The 15,714-nt window shown below is 63.4% G+C and carries 14 protein-coding genes; 10 read left to right on the plus strand and 4 right to left on the minus strand.

Annotation, left to right across the window (positions count from 1 at the left end; translation table 11 throughout):
- The 6 genes from OKC30_RS14735 to OKC30_RS14760 form a co-directional block, all read left to right on the plus strand.
- Positions 1–249 (plus strand): hypothetical protein (locus OKC30_RS14735; RefSeq protein ID WP_270664886.1); only part of this gene is annotated, 249 nt, incomplete at its 5' end.
- 113 nt (positions 250–362) lie between these two features.
- Positions 363–2,045 (plus strand): potassium-transporting ATPase subunit KdpA, encoded by a 1,683-nt coding sequence (gene kdpA / locus OKC30_RS14740; protein ID WP_270664889.1) that lies wholly within the window; start codon positions 363–365, stop codon positions 2,043–2,045.
- Positions 2,046–2,100: 55 nt separating this feature from the next.
- Positions 2,101–4,158, plus strand: a complete 2,058-nt coding sequence (kdpB, locus tag OKC30_RS14745) for a potassium-transporting ATPase subunit KdpB (RefSeq protein WP_024946250.1) — start codon at positions 2,101–2,103, stop codon at positions 4,156–4,158.
- Between the two features lie 60 nt (positions 4,159–4,218).
- Positions 4,219–4,746, plus strand: coding sequence for a potassium-transporting ATPase subunit C (locus OKC30_RS14750; RefSeq protein WP_029305104.1), 528 nt, complete (start codon positions 4,219–4,221; stop codon positions 4,744–4,746).
- A 103-nt stretch (positions 4,747–4,849) separates the two neighbouring features.
- A complete protein-coding gene (locus OKC30_RS14755; protein ID WP_017410498.1) occupies positions 4,850–7,438 on the plus strand; it encodes a sensor histidine kinase in 2,589 nt (862 codons plus the stop codon).
- A gap of 30 nt (positions 7,439–7,468) precedes the next feature.
- Positions 7,469–8,152 carry a response regulator gene (locus OKC30_RS14760; RefSeq protein ID WP_011704058.1) on the plus strand — a complete coding sequence of 228 codons (684 nt, stop codon included), beginning with the start codon at positions 7,469–7,471 and terminating at the stop codon, positions 8,150–8,152.
- Between the two features lie 4 nt (positions 8,153–8,156).
- Here OKC30_RS14760 and OKC30_RS14765 read toward each other — a convergent pair whose 3' ends face one another.
- Positions 8,157–9,284 carry a multidrug effflux MFS transporter gene (locus tag OKC30_RS14765; protein WP_017410496.1) on the minus strand — a complete coding sequence of 376 codons (1,128 nt, stop codon included), beginning with the start codon at positions 9,282–9,284 and terminating at the stop codon, positions 8,157–8,159.
- 92 nt (positions 9,285–9,376) lie between these two features.
- Here OKC30_RS14765 and OKC30_RS14770 point away from each other — a divergent pair, with 92 nt between their 5' ends.
- Positions 9,377–10,201, plus strand: a complete 825-nt coding sequence (locus OKC30_RS14770) for an AraC family transcriptional regulator (protein WP_270664904.1) — start codon at positions 9,377–9,379, stop codon at positions 10,199–10,201.
- On the opposite strand, the gene OKC30_RS14775 is transcribed toward OKC30_RS14770, so the two are convergent.
- The gene (locus tag OKC30_RS14775; protein WP_041212072.1) at positions 10,131–10,364 is read right to left on the minus strand and encodes a hypothetical protein; all 234 of its coding nucleotides are present in this window, start codon (positions 10,362–10,364) and stop codon (positions 10,131–10,133) included. The genes OKC30_RS14770 and OKC30_RS14775 overlap by 71 nt on opposite strands.
- 283 nt (positions 10,365–10,647) lie before the next feature.
- Here OKC30_RS14775 and OKC30_RS14780 point away from each other — a divergent pair, with 283 nt between their 5' ends.
- A complete protein-coding gene (locus tag OKC30_RS14780; protein ID WP_119197097.1) occupies positions 10,648–11,898 on the plus strand; it encodes a valine--pyruvate transaminase in 1,251 nt (416 codons plus the stop codon).
- Between the two features lie 291 nt (positions 11,899–12,189).
- Here the strand turns inward: OKC30_RS14780 and OKC30_RS14785 are convergent, their stop codons facing one another.
- Both OKC30_RS14785 and OKC30_RS14790 read right to left on the minus strand, forming a co-directional pair.
- Complete coding sequence (locus tag OKC30_RS14785) at positions 12,190–12,630, minus strand: Hsp20 family protein (RefSeq protein ID WP_119197098.1); 441 nt, start codon at positions 12,628–12,630, stop codon at positions 12,190–12,192.
- Between the two features lie 92 nt (positions 12,631–12,722).
- Positions 12,723–13,136 carry an Hsp20 family protein gene (locus tag OKC30_RS14790; RefSeq protein WP_010672291.1) on the minus strand — a complete coding sequence of 138 codons (414 nt, stop codon included), beginning with the start codon at positions 13,134–13,136 and terminating at the stop codon, positions 12,723–12,725.
- Between the two features lie 256 nt (positions 13,137–13,392).
- Here OKC30_RS14790 and OKC30_RS14795 point away from each other — a divergent pair, with 256 nt between their 5' ends.
- Both OKC30_RS14795 and OKC30_RS14800 read left to right on the plus strand, forming a co-directional pair.
- Positions 13,393–14,163: an MBL fold metallo-hydrolase gene (locus tag OKC30_RS14795; protein WP_124812910.1), complete on the plus strand. Its 771-nt coding sequence runs from the start codon at positions 13,393–13,395 to the stop codon at positions 14,161–14,163.
- 85 nt (positions 14,164–14,248) lie between these two features.
- Entirely contained in the window at positions 14,249–15,214 is a 966-nt protein-coding gene (locus tag OKC30_RS14800) for a GlxA family transcriptional regulator (protein WP_119197100.1), read from the plus strand.
- Positions 15,215–15,714: the final 500 nt, after the last annotated feature.

The raw sequence follows: 15,714 nt of genomic DNA on the forward strand, positions 1-15,714 counted from the left end.
CACAGCCTTGCCCCCTCAACTCAAATCCAATTTATGAATAATCAGTCAAAAAAGTGCTTATCTGAACAGCATTGGGCCCAGGCCGGGTTTTTTGTGCCTTGCCCGTCCACCAGCCGGCAAAACCCGCCTTCTTTACGCCGATTTTACGCCAGCCAAATTGGGCTTTATGGCGCCTTTACGCCCGTTTTACATACCCTTTCAGCGTCAATGAGACCTATGGGATCGACACGGATATGCATCGATCCCTGACGCTAATTACCTCAACGGAGTCGTTATGAATTGGCTATATCTGCTGCTGGTCCTCGCCCTCGCGGGTTATCTGCTGCGCGCCCTCGCGCGTACCCATGAGTGAGGAACCGGATATGTGGCAAGAGATCATCTATCCCGTCGCGTTCGTGCTGCTGGTGCTGCTGCCGGCGCCTCTGCTTGGCAGCTACCTGTATCGGGTGTTTGAAGGCAAGAGTCGCTGGCTGGCCCCGCTTGAGCGCGCCACCCTGGCCTGCTGCGGCACGGACGGGCGCGAGCAGGACTGGAAGTCCTACGCCCTCAGCCTGCTGGCCTTCAACGGCGCCGGCTTCGGCCTGCTGTTCCTGATCCTGCTGGCGCAGGGGCTGCTGCCCCTCAACCCGCAACAGCTGCCCGGGCTGAACTGGCAACTCGCCTTCAACACCGCGGTCAGCTTCATGACCAACACCAACTGGCAGGCCTACTCCGGCGAAGCCAGCCTCTCCTACTTCAGCCAGATGGTGGGGCTCACCACCCAGAACTTCGTCTCCGCCGCCACCGGCGCCGCCGTCGCCATCGCCCTGTTTCGCGGCATCGCCCGCCAGCAGACCACCCACCTCGGCAACTTCTGGCAGGATCTGGTGCGTTTCTGTCTCTACGTGCTGCTGCCGATGGCGCTGATCCTGGCGCTGCTGCTGGTCTGGCAGGGGGTGCCCCAGAGCCTGTCTGCCTACCTGCCGTTCCACGCCCTGGAAGGCCAGGAGCAGCTGCTGCCGCTCGGCCCGGCCGCCTCCCAGATCGCCATCAAGCAGCTCGGCTCCAACGGCGGTGGCTTCTTCGGCATCAACTCGGCCCATCCGTTCGAGAACCCCACCGCCCTCTCCAACTGGCTGGAGATGGTCGCCCTGCTGACGCTGGCCGCCGCCATGGTCTGCACCCTGGGTCGCTACGTGAAGGATCTGGCCCACAGCCGCGCCATCCTCATCGCCATGACCATCATGCTGGTGCTGGGGCTCTGCCTCGCCATCGGCCAGGAGCTGAAACCGGATCCCGCCCTCGCCCACCTCACCAGCGAAGCCGGCAACTGGGAAGGCAAGGAGAGCCGCTTCGGCCCCGTGCTGTCCAGCATCTGGGAAGTGGCCACCACCGCCGCCTCCAACGGCTCGGTCAACGCCATGCACGACAGCTTTGCCCCGCTCGCCGGCATGGTCGCCATGATCAACATGCTGCTGGGTGAAGTGGTGTTCGGCGGCGTCGGTGCCGGCATCTACGGCATGATGCTGTTCGTGCTGCTCACCGTGTTCCTGTGCGGCCTGATGGTGGGGCGCACCCCCACCTATCTGGGCAAACGGCTCGGCATCACCGAGATGAAATGGGTGGTCGCCAGCATGCTGGTGATGCCGGTCGGGGTATTGGTGATCGGCGGCATTACCCTGCTGATGCCGGACTCCGCCACCGTCATCGGTCACGACGGCCCCCACGGTCTGTCACGACTCATCTATGCCTACGCCTCGGCCGCCGGCAACAACGGCTCCGCCTTCGCCGGCTTTGCCGCCGCCGACAGCTGGCAGTGCATCGCCATCGGGCTGGCCATGCTGCTCGGTCGCTTCGGCTACATCATTCCGGTGCTGGCCATCGCCGGTCAGCTGGCCCGCGCCCCGCGCCAGGAGACGAGCGAAGGGGACTTCCCCGTCAGCGGTCCGCTCTTCATCACCCTGCTGATCGTCACCGTGCTGCTGATGGGGGGTCTCTCCTTCCTGCCGGTGCTGGCGCTGGGCCCGGTGGCGGAACACCTGAGCCTGCTGGGAGGTGCCTTCTGATGCTGCACACCCGACTGATCTGCGTGACCAACTATTCGATGCAGGGAGCTTTCCAATGAGCAAGTCCGCTTCAATGAGCACCGACACCATTCAGGTGAAGGGCAAGAAACAGAAATCACAGATCCTGCAGGCCATGGTGGAAGCCCTCTATCGCTTCAACCCCAGGGCGCTGTTTGGCAGCCCCATCCTGTTCACCCTCTGGCTGGCGGCCGTGATGGCGACCCTGGAGTCGCTGCTGGGGCAGCCGCTCTCCGGCGTCGCCCCATCGCTGGCCTGGCAGCTGACCGCCTGGCTCTGGCTCACCCTCTGGTTTGCCAACTTCGCCGAAACCCTGGCCGAGGGGCGCGGCAAGGCGCGGGCCGACAGCCTGAAGGCCGGCATGAGCCAGCTCAAGGCACGTCGGGTCACCAGCCCGCAGGATGACAAGGGCGAATGGGTACCGGCCACCAGCCTGCTCAAGGGCGACCTGGTGCTGGTGCGCAGCGGCGAGATGATCCCGGCCGATGGCGAAGTGGTCGCCGGCATCGCCTCGGTCAACGAGGCGGCCATCACCGGCGAATCCGCTCCCGTCATCCGCGAGTCGGGCACCGATCGCAGCGGCGTGACCGGCAACACTACCGTCGTCTCCGACCAGATCTGGGTACACATCAGCAACAACCCGGGCGAAAGCACGCTGGATCGGATGATTGCGCTGGTGGAAGGAGCCAAGCGGCAGAAGACCCCCAACGAGATGGCGCTGGACGCCCTGCTGGTGGGGCTGACCCTGATCTTCCTGCTGGTGGTGGCCACCCTGCCCTGGTTCCTCGACTACAACGGCACCCAGGTGCCCCGCCTCTATCTGCTGGCGCTGTTCATCACCCTGATCCCGACCACCATCGGCGGTCTGCTCTCCGCCATCGGCATCGCCGGCATGGACCGGCTGGTGAAGCTCAACGTGATCGCCAAGTCGGGCCGGGCGGTGGAAGCCGCCGGCGACGTGCGTACCCTGCTGCTGGACAAGACCGGCACCATCACCTTCGGCAACCGGATGGCGGACGAACTGATCCCTGCCCCCGGCGTGGACCCCTCCCTGCTGGCCCAGGCCGCCATGCTGGCCTCGCTCGGCGACAATACGCCGGAGGGCAAATCCATCCTGACCCTGGCGGGCAAGAGCCACACCAGACCGAGCCAGCTGGAGAGCGACATCCTGATCCCCTTCAGCGCCGAGACCCGGCTGAGCGGGCTAGATCGCAACGGCCATCACTATCGCAAGGGGGCGGTGGACGCGGTGCTGCGCTACCTCTCGCTCGATCGCAAGGCGGTGCCCGAGCTCATCCTCAAATCGGTGGACAACATCGCTCGCCAGGGCGGTACCCCGCTGCTGGTCTGTACCCACGAGAAGCTGCTGGGAGTGGTGTTCCTCAAGGACATCATCAAGCCGGGCATCAAGGCCCGCTTCCAGATCCTGCGCCACATGGGGATCCGCACCGTGATGATCACCGGTGACAACCCGCTGACCGCCGCCGCCATCGCCGCCGAGGCCGGGGTGGACGACTTCATCGCCGAGGCAACGCCGGAGAAGAAGCTGGCCTACATCCGTCAGGAGCAGGCCGACGGCCGGCTGGTCGCCATGTGCGGGGACGGCGCCAACGACGCACCGGCGCTGGCCCAGGCCGACGTGGGCCTGGCCATGAACGAGGGGACCCAGGCCGCCAAGGAGGCGGGCAACCTGGTGGATCTCGACTCCAACCCCACCAAGCTGCTGGACGTGGTGCTGGTGGGCAAGCAGCTGCTGGTGACCCGTGGCGCCCTGACCACCTTCTCCATCGCCAACGACGTGGCCAAGTACTTCGCCATCCTGCCGGCCCTGTTCATCGCCGCCTATCCGCAGCTGGGGGTGCTGAACCTGATGCAGCTGGGCAGCCCGGAGAGCGCCATCCTGTCGGCCATCATCTTCAATGCCCTGATCATCGTCGCGCTGGTGCCGCTGGCCCTGCGCGGGGTCAGCCTGCAGGGCTCGGCCGCCAGCCTGCTGCGCCGCAACCTGCTGATCTACGGCGTCGGCGGCCTGATAGTGCCTTTCATAGGTATCAAGCTGATCGACCTGGTCATCACCGGCCTGGGGCTGGTGTAACGGCATTACCGGATGCGGGGCAGACCCGCATCCACCCAACGCATTTGGAGCAAGAAAATCATGATAGCAATCAGAACCCTGCTGACCCTGACCCTGCTGCTGGGGGTAGCGTATCCGCTGGCCGTCACCGGGCTGGCCCAGCTGCTCTTCCCCTGGCAGGCCAACGGCAGCCTGCTCACCAACGCCAAACAGCAGGTGGTCGGCAGCGCCCTGCTGGCACAGAAGTTCGAGCGGGCCGACTACTTCCACTCCCGCCCCTCCGCCAGCGACTTCGCCACCATAGGCGGAGGCGCCAGCAACCTGGGGATGAGCTCGCCGCTGCGGGCCGAGTTTGCCGCTGCAGCGGCCAGGGCGCAGCCGGAGGCCAGGGTCCCCGCCCTGCTGACCCGCTCCGCTTCCGGCCTCGATCCCCATCTGCCACTCGCTGCCGCGCTGGCTCAGGTAGCGCGGGTCGCCGGGCAACGGGGGCTGGATCCCGTTCAGCTGACGGAGCAGGTCAAGTCGGCGGCACAAGCTGGTATCCTTGGCCCGCAGGTGGTCAACATTCTCCAGTTGAACCTGCAACTCGATCATCAAAAGGGCGCCTGAGGGCGCTCCTTGTAGTTCGGGACAGGCTCCCTTTCGACAACGGGGACAAGCATGAGCAATGAGGTCACGGCCGCAGTTCGGCCGATGCAACGGGAGCACGGGGATGCGTGATGAGGTGAGGGCGGACGCCCTGCTGGCGAGCCTGGAACAGGAGCACAGGGGCAAGCTGAAGGTGTTTCTCGGTGCCGCTCCCGGTGTCGGCAAGACCTACGCCATGCTGCAGGCGGTGCGGGAGCAGGCCAAGGAGGGGGTCGACATCCTGATCGGGGTGGTGGAGACCCACGGCCGCCAGGAGACCCTGGCCCTGCTCGACAAGCTCGCCATCCAGCCGCGCAAGCTGCACCTGCACCGCCAGCAGCGGCTGGAGGAGATGGATCTGGACGGCCTGCTGGCCCGCAAGCCCGCCATCGCCGTGGTGGACGAGCTGGCCCACAGCAACGCCCCCGGCAGCCGCCACGAGAAGCGCTGGCAAGATGTGGAGGAGCTGCTCGGCGCCGGCATCGACGTCTACACCACCCTCAACGTGCAGCATCTGGAGAGCCTCAACGATCTGGTGTGGCAGCTGACCGGGGTCAGGGTCAAGGAGACCCTGCCGGATCAGGTGCTGCTGGAGGCCGACAGCCTGGTGCTGATAGACCTCCCCCCCAAGGAGCTGCTCGGCCGCCTCAAGGAGGGCAAGGTCTATGTGCCCCACCAGGCCAAGGCCGCCCTGCAGTCCTTCTTCTCTCTGAACAACCTGACCGCCCTGCGCGAGCTGGCGATGCAGACCGCCGCCAGCCACGTGGAGGGGGATCTGCAGTTGCAGTGGCAGGCGGCCGGCAAGACCACACTGCCGCTGCGGGGCAAGCTGATGGTCTGCCTCGGCGATCAGCACGGCGCCGCCCTGGTGCGCTACGGTCACCGCTTCGCCCAGCGCCGCCAGCTGCCCTGGCTGGTGGTGCACATCGACAGCAAGGGGCAGCGCTCGGTCGAGCTGGAGCAGGCACTGGCGCTCGCTTCCCAGCTGGGGGCCAAGGTGCTGACCCTCTCCAGTCCGGCGGTGGCCGACACCCTGCTGGAGACCGCCGAGCAGCAGCAGGTGTCGCAACTGCTGCTGGGCAAACCCCACAAGGCCCCCTGGCGTCGCTCACTGGTGCAGCACCTGCTCAAGCAGGCGCAAGGGCTCGAGATCACGCTGGTGGATACCGAGAAGCGCAAGCCCAGCCTGGGCTTGCAGCCGCTCCACCCCAAGGACATTCGCCAGAGCCTGTTGGCGGTGGCCATCATGGGGACCACCTCGGCCGCCGTCTGGGGCCTCTCCCACTGGCTGCCGCCCGCCTCCCTGCCCATGCTGTTCGTGCTGGGGGTGCTGGCCACCGCGCTCACCACCAGCCTGATGCCTGCCATCTTGGCGGCGGTGCTGGGCTTCGTCGGCCACAATCTGCTGTTCACCGCCCCCTACTTCTCTTTGAGCGTGGCCAGCCACAGCGATCTGCTCACCCTGTTCGTGTTGCTGATCGTCGGCATCACGGCCGGGCGGCTCGCCTCCCGTCAGCGCCAACAGCTGATCGGCTTGCGCGAAACCCAGCAACTGGGCAATGCCCTGCTGTCGCTGAGCCAGGGGCTGGCCACCGCCAGCAGCCCGGAAGAGGTGCTCAGACAGGGATCCCAGGCCATCTCGCTGGCGCTGGGCCAGCCGGTGTTCGCCCTCGATCAGCACTACCAGCACAGGGCCGGTTCGACCCAGCACAAGCCGGGGCAGACCGACAAGGCGGCCATCGACTGGTGTCTGGCCCAGAAGCAGAGCGCCGGCGCCCACACCGCCACCCTCAACGCGGCCGAGGCCCAGTATCACCACCTCAGCGATGAACTGGTGCTGGGGATAGTGCTGGCCAATCCGCTCGCCTCTTCGGCCGAGCATCAGCTGCAGGCCCTGCTCACAGATATCCGCGCCGCGCTGGCCCGGATCGATCTCAACGAACGGCTGGCCGACAGCCAGCTGCAGGCGGAAACCGACCGGATGCGCGCCGCCCTGCTCTCCTCGGTCTCCCACGATCTGAAGACGCCGCTGGCCACCATCATGGGGGCCGGCAGCACCCTGCTAGAATATGGTGACCGGATCAGCAGCGAAGATCGCAGCGAGCTGTTGCACTCGGTGCAGGACGAGGCGCGCCGCCTGCACAGCTATGTGCAGAACCTGCTGGACATGACCCGCATCGGCTCACCGGATTTCCAGCTGAAACGGGACTGGGTCGACCTGGCGGATCTGGTGGAGAACGCCCGCCGCCGGCTCGACTCCTCCTGGCGCCAGCACAAGCTGCTGGTGCACTTCGATCAGCAGATCCCCCGCCTCTATGTGCACGGCGCCCTGATCGAGCAGGTGCTGGTCAACATTCTCGACAACGCCTCCCGCTACTCACCGGCCGGCACCCCCATCGAGTTCAAGGTGATGCTGGCAGACCCCGATCTCATCCTCGACATCATCGATATCGGGGTCGGCATTGCCGAGTCGGATCGGGACAAGATCTTCAATCTGTTCTACACCCAGCCGGTCGGCGACTGCGGCAGCCGCGGCACCGGGCTTGGCCTCGCCATTTCCCGCGCTATGATAGAGGCCCACGGCGGCCGCATCTGGGCATTTTCCGGCCCCAACGGCAACGGCACCTGCATGCGCATCTCCCTGCCGCTGGCGCTCAATGCAGCCGCGGCCTGAACCTTTTTACTCTATCCAGCTGGAGGCTGAATGGCTCACATACTGGTCATCGACGACGAGGCGGCCATCCGCCGTTTTTTGCGGATCAGCCTGATCGCCGAGGGGCATCAGGTGAGCGAGGCGGTCGGCGTCAACGAGGGGCTGGCGCAGTATCGCCACCTCAATCCCGATCTGGTGATCCTGGACCTCGGCCTGCCGGACGGGGACGGCATCCAGGTGTTGCAGGCCATTCGCGAGCACCATCAGCACCCGGTACTGGTGCTGTCGGCGCGGGACTCTGAACAGGAGAAGGTGCGCTTGCTGGATGCGGGGGCCAACGACTACATGAGCAAGCCGTTCGGCATCGGCGAGATGATGGCCCGTATCCGGGTGCTGCTGCGCCAGCGGGCCGGGGTCAGCAGCGGCGAGCAACGCCACTTCCCCCAGTGCGGGCTGACCCTGGACAGCAGCAGCCACAGGGTCACCCTGGGAGAGGAAGAGGTGCCCCTCTCCCGCAAGGAGTTCGCCCTGCTGCAGGCACTGGTGTGCCACCCCGGCAAGCTGGTGTTGCAGACCCAGCTGCTCAACGATATCTGGGGGCCGAGCCACAAGGAGGACACCCACTACCTGCGCATCGTCATCGCCAGCCTGCGCAAGAAGCTGGGAGATAACCCCCAGCAACCCACGCTGATCGAAACTGAATCCGGCATCGGCTACCGCTTTATCGGCAGCTGATGTTTCACGTGGAACGACGCCAACCACAGCACAGCGCCAGCAGACCGCAACCACCGAGCAGCAGACCGAGATCCTGCAAGCTGGCTGCAACCGCCAACCCCAGGCTGAGCAACAGGTAGTAACCGAGCCCGAACAGGGCACCGGCACTGCCTGCCACCTCCCGATAGGCCAGCAGCGCCTGGCTCAGCACATTGGGGATCGCCAGCCCGAACGCCACTACCACCCCCATCATGGGCACCAGGAACCAGAGCGAAGACTGACTGGCCCACACCAGCCAGCCGGACCCCAGTGCCAACGCAGCGGCGAGCTGTATTAGGGAGGCTGGTGACCAGCCACGCCCCAGCAGGCGCTTGTTGAGCAGGCTGCCCCCCAGGGTCGCCAGCGCCAGCAAGATGCCGGAGTAACCAAACTCGCCCGCACTCAACCCCAGCCCGGCAAACAGGAAGGGAGCCAGGCTGTAGTAGCCGAACAGCATGGTGTTGAACAGCGCCACCAGAGCCGCGCTGCGCCACAAGGCTGCATCACGCACCATCCGTTGTGCCAGCGGCCAGAGCGCCACCCGCTGAGTGATGGCCGGCCGGGTTTCCGGCAGTTGCCAGCAAGTGACCAGCAGCAATCCGGCGGCCAACACCAGCAGGGCGCTGAATACCCCGAGATAGCCGAACCCGCTCGCCAGCTGGCCGCCGCTCACCAGCCCCAGCACCGGGCTGAGGGAGAGCGCGATGCCCATCACCGAAAAGACCCGCGCCAGATCGCTGCCCTGATAGCTGTCGCGCAGCATGGTCTGGGTCACCACGGAGCCCACGGCGGCGCCGAAGGCCGCGATGACCCGGGCCAGCAGCAGGGTTTCAAACTCAGTAGCCAGCAAAGCCAGCAGAGTGCCGGCGCCATAGGTCATCAGCCCCGCCAGCATGGCGGGACGCCGCCCGACCAGATCGCACAGTCTGCCCCAGCAGACCACGCCCGCCGCAAACGCCAAAAAATAGACCGACAGGGTCTGGGATGCCTGCCCCTCGCTCACCCGAAACTGGCTGGCGATATGGGTCAGCACCGGGCTGTAGATGGTCTCCACTATCTGCGGAAACATCATCAATCCGACCACCAGCCAGAGCGGTGGCAACTTGTTGTTCATGACAAACCTCCTTCACAAGAGGCCGTCATTCTAGAGTGATGCCGATTGTCCGATTACAATAAGCAGGACTATAAACATCAATAATCGGACACATGGCCTTTATTCTTCCCGATCACCCTTTTGAACCGGATCAGCACGACGGCAGCGCCATCGGGATCGCCTCCGCCCTCGGCTGGCATGACTCCGGCCGTCATCAGCACAAACGCCATCAGCTACTGTTCGCCCAAGCCGGCTGCATGACCATAGAGCTGGACGATCAGGTCTGCCTGCTGCCGCCGACGCGAGCGGCCTGGTTGCCGGCAGGCCTGCCCCATCGGGTGCTGATGCGCGGGGTGGTGGCGTATCGCTCCCTCTACTTCCAGCCGGAGCCCGGCTTGCCGACCGAGATGGCTGTGCTGGCGGTCAACCCGCTGCTGCGGGAAATCATCGAACGGATGGCGATCTGGCCGTGGGACAAACCGGCAGCAGAGCAACATTGCACGCTGGCGCTGTTGCAGGAGGAGCTGGCGCAAGCGCCGCGGGAATCCTGGCAGTTGCCGCTGCCGTCAGACTCGCGTCTGGCCGGCTGGCTGCAGGAAGTGAAGCGGGGCGACACCCTGCCCGATCGGCTCAACCGGCTGGCCGAACGGGTGGGTGCCAGTGACAAGACCATAGGTCGCATCTTCATGCGGGAGACCGGCATGAGCTACCAGGCCTGGCGCCAGCAGTGGCGACTGTTGCGGGCGCTGGAGCTGCTGGCCGAGGCCGAACCCATCAACCGGGTGGCGGCAACGCTGGAGTTCGCCAGCGACAGCGCCTTCATCAGCTTCTTCAGACAACACACGGGGCAGACCCCGCTGCGCTATCTCAACTCTCGGGGTGAGTCGCATCGGCCGAGCTCGCCTCCACCACCAGGGTCTCCAGTGCCAGCGGCTTGAGGTTTTGAATGGCCTCTGCCACCACGTCATGGGAAGCCTGCTGCTGCAAGGCCAGCATCTCCTGTTGCAGGGCAGCGCTGTCCAGCTCGGGTCTGGGGTTCTCGGCGGCCATGGCATTCAGGCTCAGGCTGCTGGCAATCAGGGTAGCGATCAGGATCTTCATCTGGCGTGCTCCGGTGTGGTTGAGATGACCAGATAGCTATTCCAATAGTTGTGCCAGATTTATAACAGCATGATTTTATTGATATAAATAATTTTTTGATGCTGCCACCCCCCTTCCTGAATCGAATATTGGTTATTTTAAAACCTATAAATGGTTTTTTTTACCACCTCCATCATGGCAACCCTGTTCCACGTGAAACGCCCCGTTTTTTTGATCGACACCCGCTTTTGAAGTGAGCTATGGTGCTAGCTCCCCCCTTAACTGACTCTGGATTTGCCACCGAATGGAATTCTCCTTGTTCGGCGAGAAGTTCACTCGCCACGCCGGTATTACCCAACTCATGGACGACCTCAATCAAGGGCTGCTGAATCCCGACGCCATCATGCTGGGAGGCGGCAATCCGGCCCCCATCCCCGCCATGCTGGAACGCTTTCAGGCCGAGGCCAATACCCTGCTCGACAACGGCGAACTGATCAAGGCCATGGCCAACTACGATGGCCCCCAGGGCAAGGACAGGTTCACCAGGGCGCTGGCCGCCCTGCTCAGCAAGGAGCTGGGCTGGGAGATCTCCGCCCGCAACATCGCCCTGACCAACGGCAGCCAGAACGCCTTCTTCTATCTGTTCAACCTGCTGGCCGGCGAGTTCGCCGACGGTCGCAAGAAGAAGGTGCTGTTCCCCCTGGCCCCCGAATACATCGGCTATGCCGACTCGGCCCTCTCGGACGATCATTTCGTCGCCTACAAGCCCACCATCGAGAAGCTGCCCGACGGCCAGTTCAAATACCACGTGGATTTCGAAAGCCTGCAGGTGGGCGACGACATCGGGGTGATCTGTGTCTCCCGGCCGACCAACCCCACCGGCAACGTGCTCACCGACGAGGAGATCGAGCACCTCGATCAGATCGCCCGTGACAAGGGGATCCCGCTCCTCATCGACAATGCCTACGGCGTGCCCTTCCCCGGCATCATCTTCAGCGACGCCAAGCCGTTCTGGAACGCCAACACCATCCTCTGCATGAGCCTCTCCAAGCTCGGCCTGCCGGGCACCCGTTGCGGCATCGTCATCGCCGACGAGAAGATCATCCGGGCCATCACCAACCTGAGCGGCATCATCAATCTGGCACCGGGCAGCCTGGGTCCGGCCATCACCATTCCGATGATCGAGAGCGGAGACATCATCACCCTGAGCGAACAGGTGGTGAAACCCTTCTACCAGCAGAAAGCCACCTTCGCGGTCCAGCTGCTGCGCGAGGCTATTCCGGACCCGCGCTTCCACATCCACAAGCCGGAGGGAGCCCTTTTCCTCTGGCTCTGGTTCGAAGACCTGCCGATCCACTGCCAGGAGCTGTATGAGCGACTGAAGGCGAAGAACCTGCTGATCGTGCCCGGCCACTACTTCTTCCCCGGCATCGACGACCCCGAGTGGCGCCACAGCCAGGAGTGCATCCGCCTCAACTATGCCCAGAGCGAAGATCTGGTGCGTCGCGGCATCGCCATCCTGGCCAACGAGATCAACGTCCTCTACGCCGGTTGATTTCCCCTTCGGCATGAAAAAAAGAGGCCTGCAGATGCAGCAATGCTGTTCAGATAAGCACTTTTTTGACTGATTATTCATAAATTGGATTTGAGTTGAGGGGGCAAGGCTGTGTCCAGTCGATCTTCCTCCAGCCTTTATCCAGCGGGGCTTGCAATAGAAAGAGGGAGGCATCATGCCTCCCTCGCTTTTTTGTCCTGATACTACGTGGACTGGAACTCAAATTCTCTTAAGTGAACAGCATTGCTGCAGATGCAGGCCTCTTTTCTATCAGGTGGTCAGCGATGTTGTTTAACCGGGCAGTGCCAGCTGATCGGGTTTGCCGATGGGGATGGCACGGGGCTTGAGCGCTTCCGGCAGCTCCCGGGCCAGCTCTATGGTCAGCAGACCGTGCTCCAGCCTGGCCCCCTGCACTTCCACGTGCTGGCTCAGCTTGAAGGCCAGCTCGAAGTCCCGCTCGGCGATCCCCTGATGGAGGAACTGGCGCTCGCCCATGGTGGCGACCTTGCGCCCCTTCACCTTGAGGGTACCGTTTTCGGTCTCCAGCTCCAGCTCATTGCGATCGAAACCGGCCACGGCAACCGTGATGAGGTAGCTGTCGTCATCCCGCTTTTCGATGTTGTACGGGGGGTAGGCCGAGGTCTTCTGATCGAACAGGCCTTCCAGCTCGCGGGCCATCCGCTCGAAGCCGACGGCATTGGAATAGAGATGAGAAAAATCGAGGTTACGCATGATCCTATCCTTCTATAAAGCAACAGGGTTTACTCTCCACGGGCCCGCCATCGGCACCCGGGAAACATCAGCAATGCGACGAGGTCAGGCTGTCAGCCGTTGATCTCGATCTTGCGGGGCTTCATCGCCTCGGGCACTTCGCGCACCAGGTCGATGTGCAGCAGACCGTTCTTCAGGTCGGCCCCCTTCACCCGCACATAGTCGGCCAGCTGGAAGCGACGTTCGAAGCCGCGTTCGGCAATGCCTTGGTAGAGGTAGTTGCGCTCGGTGTCGGCCTGCTTGCTGCCCTTCACCGTCAGCAGATTTTCCTGGAAGCTCAGCTCCAGCTCTTCCTGGGTAAAGCCCGCCACCGCCATGCTGATGCGGTAGTCGCTGTCACCCAGCTGCTCGATGTTGTAGGGGGGATAGCCGGCATTGCCATTGCTGGCGGCAGATTCGATGAGAGTGGCCAGACGATCGAAACCGATGGCAGAACGATAGAGCGGAGAAAAGTCGATAGAACGCATAGTATTACCCTCTTGTGAGCGATAACGGATTGTTTGCCCTCCTGATGGACGGGCGCCTGGTCGAAACCTCTGTCGAGCGTTCCGGCCTTGTTATCTATATAGGGGCCAGCATTTGGCTTTCAAGGGGTAAAAACAAAAGAAATGCAGGCCATCAAGAATGGCCCGATTGGATCGATAATAGGCCTGCGGGCCACTCATGATCCGTCCCTCATCCCTCCATACTGGCCGTGTCCCCAACGAGAAACCGGAGCACGCCATGAAGATTACCCAGGTTCGCAACGCCACCCTGCTCATCCACTACGCAGGAACCCGCTTCCTCATCGACCCCATGCTGGCCCCCAAGGGGAGCTACCCCGGCTTCGAAGGCATGGCCAACAGCCATCTTCGCAACCCCCTGGTCGAGCTGCCGCTGCCCATGGCGACCCTGCTGGAGGTGGATGCGGTGATCGTCACCCATGACCATCTGGATCACTGGGACGATGTCGCGAAAACGAAGATCCCCAAGCACCTTCCCCTGTTCGTGCAGCATCAGAAAGATGCCGACACCATGAGGGGATGCGGCTTCGAGGATGTGCGCCTGCTGGGCGAGGTCGGCGAGTTCGCCGGCATCCGCCTGCAACAGACGGAAGGCCGACACGGCAGCGATACCATCATGGCCCTGCTGGGGGATCGCCTTGGCGAGGTCAGCGGAGTGGTCTTCTCCCATCCCGCCGAAAAGACCCTCTATCTGGCCGGCGACACCGTCTGGAATGCCCAGGTTGAACAAGCGCTGCACCGGCACCAACCCGAGGTCGTTGTCCTCAACTGCGGCGATGCCCAGGTGACGGGTCTGGGCGCCATCATCATGGGCAAGGAGGATGTGGCCGCCGTCTATCAGGCCGCCCCGCAGGCCACCCTGATCGCCAGCCACATGGAGGCGGTCAATCATGCCCTGCTGTCCCGGCGGGAGCTGCGTGACTACCTGGACAGCCAGGGGATGGCCGCCCGGGTACGGGTGCCCGAGGATGGCGACACCATGGTGCTCTGAGCGAGAGGCCGGGCACCACATGGCCCTTCGGCTTTCTGTTGCTGCCCCGTATGATGGGGATCCGAGTGCAAAGGAGTCTGCCACCATGCCCCGTCCTCTCATCGTCGCCGTCATAACCTTCGATCGCTTCAGCCCCTTTCACTGCTCGGTGCCCTGCCTCATCTTTGGCGACAAGATGATGCCGGGCCAGCCGTTGTTCGAGCTGAGACTCTGCGCCGGGGATGACACGCGGCAACCCGCCTCCTCCCAGGGCTTTCGCATGGAGGCCGACTATGGCCTGGAGGGGCTGCTGGAGGCGGATATCATCATCATCCCCTTCTGGCGCGATCCGGCCGAGCGCCCCGCCCAGCCCCTGCTCGATGCCCTGGTTGCCGCCCGGATCAGGGGAGCCCAGATCGTGGGGCTCTGTCTCGGTACCTATGTGCTGGCCTATGCCGGCCTGCTGGACGGGCGCGGTGCCGCCACCCACTGGGAATTTGAACAGGAGTTCGTCCAGCGCTTCCCCCGGGTGCGGCTCGATACCAATGCCCTCTACGTCGACGACGACGGGCTCATCACCTCGGCTGGCACCGCCGCCAGCCTCGACTGCTGCCTCTATCTGGTTCGCCAGCATCACGGCAGCCAGATTGCCAACAAGCTGGCCAGGCGGCTGGTGGTGCCTCCCCACCGGGAGGGTGGCCAGGCCCAGTTCATCGAGCAGCCGGTACCCGCCACCACCCGGGATGCCAGGATCAACCAGCTGTTCGATCACCTGCGCCTGCACCTGGCCGCGCCCCACACCCTGGACAGCCTGGCGGAACATTGCATGATGAGCCGACGCACCTTTAGCCGCCGCTTCCAGCTCGCCACCGGTCTCTCCCTCGGGGAGTGGCTGATGGCGGAGCGCCTGCGCCGCAGCCAGACGCTGCTGGAGTCCAGCGCCCACACCGTGGAACGCATCGCCGAACTGGTGGGGCTCGGGTCTGCCACCATATTGCGCAAGCACTTTCGCGCCCGCTTCGGGGTGTCGCCGCGAGAGTGGCGCCGCACCTTTCGCGGTGACAGAGTCTAGGTCCCTCATGTTTCACGTGGAACGCGTCCTCTTCCTTGCCCCAGAAAACAAAAAGCCGCTCACGAGGAGCGGCTTTTGATGGTTGTCGGGCTGTCGGATCTCACTTCTACTGAGAATCACCATTCAATGAAAACAGCCACTTATCGGCCTTCGTGCGCACGAAAAATCTCATCAATGTTGCAATGAATCTTACGAAATCTCATAACTCATGAAACACCTTAAATTTCAGTTAGTTATGAACACATCTGGTGACTTGAGCAATTCCAAGGAGATTATGGCTTTTCCCGCAGTGGTTTCGGGTCAGCTGGAGAACTCGGTTCCTGAAGATCTGAATCTTTACTCTGCTTCCGGCGCTTGAGCTCCTCTTTCACCCATTGGCCTGCCCGTGCCCGCTTCATCTCATTCCTGAGATCTTGTACAGATCTAGTTATCACCTGACACCGGCCTCAAACCGGTGTCTTGTTTACGCTACTTTAGTGCGCACTTCCTTCGGTATCAAT

Source organism: Aeromonas sp. QDB18 (genome assembly GCF_027705325.1).
GTDB classification, from domain to species: Bacteria; Pseudomonadota; Gammaproteobacteria; order Enterobacterales; family Aeromonadaceae; genus Aeromonas; species Aeromonas caviae.

Excerpts from the sequence above, each read along its gene's own strand:
- OKC30_RS14785 (WP_119197098.1), bottom strand. The coding sequence starts at position 12,630 with ATGCGTAACCTCGATTTTTCTCATCTCTATTCCAATGCCGTCGGCTTC.
- OKC30_RS14775 (WP_041212072.1), bottom strand. The coding sequence starts at position 10,364 with ATGAAGATCCTGATCGCTACCCTGATTGCCAGCAGCCTGAGCCTGAAT.
- kdpA (WP_270664889.1), top strand. The coding sequence starts at position 363 with ATGTGGCAAGAGATCATCTATCCCGTCGCGTTCGTGCTGCTGGTGCTG.
- OKC30_RS14780 (WP_119197097.1), top strand. The coding sequence starts at position 10,648 with ATGGAATTCTCCTTGTTCGGCGAGAAGTTCACTCGCCACGCCGGTATT.
- OKC30_RS14755 (WP_017410498.1), top strand. The coding sequence starts at position 4,850 with ATGCGTGATGAGGTGAGGGCGGACGCCCTGCTGGCGAGCCTGGAACAG.
- kdpB (WP_024946250.1), top strand. The coding sequence starts at position 2,101 with ATGAGCAAGTCCGCTTCAATGAGCACCGACACCATTCAGGTGAAGGGC.
- OKC30_RS14795 (WP_124812910.1), top strand. The coding sequence starts at position 13,393 with ATGAAGATTACCCAGGTTCGCAACGCCACCCTGCTCATCCACTACGCA.
- OKC30_RS14760 (WP_011704058.1), top strand. The coding sequence starts at position 7,469 with ATGGCTCACATACTGGTCATCGACGACGAGGCGGCCATCCGCCGTTTT.
- OKC30_RS14800 (WP_119197100.1), top strand. The coding sequence starts at position 14,249 with ATGCCCCGTCCTCTCATCGTCGCCGTCATAACCTTCGATCGCTTCAGC.
- OKC30_RS14790 (WP_010672291.1), bottom strand. The coding sequence starts at position 13,136 with ATGCGTTCTATCGACTTTTCTCCGCTCTATCGTTCTGCCATCGGTTTC.
- OKC30_RS14750 (WP_029305104.1), top strand. The coding sequence starts at position 4,219 with ATGATAGCAATCAGAACCCTGCTGACCCTGACCCTGCTGCTGGGGGTA.
- OKC30_RS14770 (WP_270664904.1), top strand. The coding sequence starts at position 9,377 with ATGGCCTTTATTCTTCCCGATCACCCTTTTGAACCGGATCAGCACGAC.
- OKC30_RS14765 (WP_017410496.1), bottom strand. The coding sequence starts at position 9,284 with ATGAACAACAAGTTGCCACCGCTCTGGCTGGTGGTCGGATTGATGATG.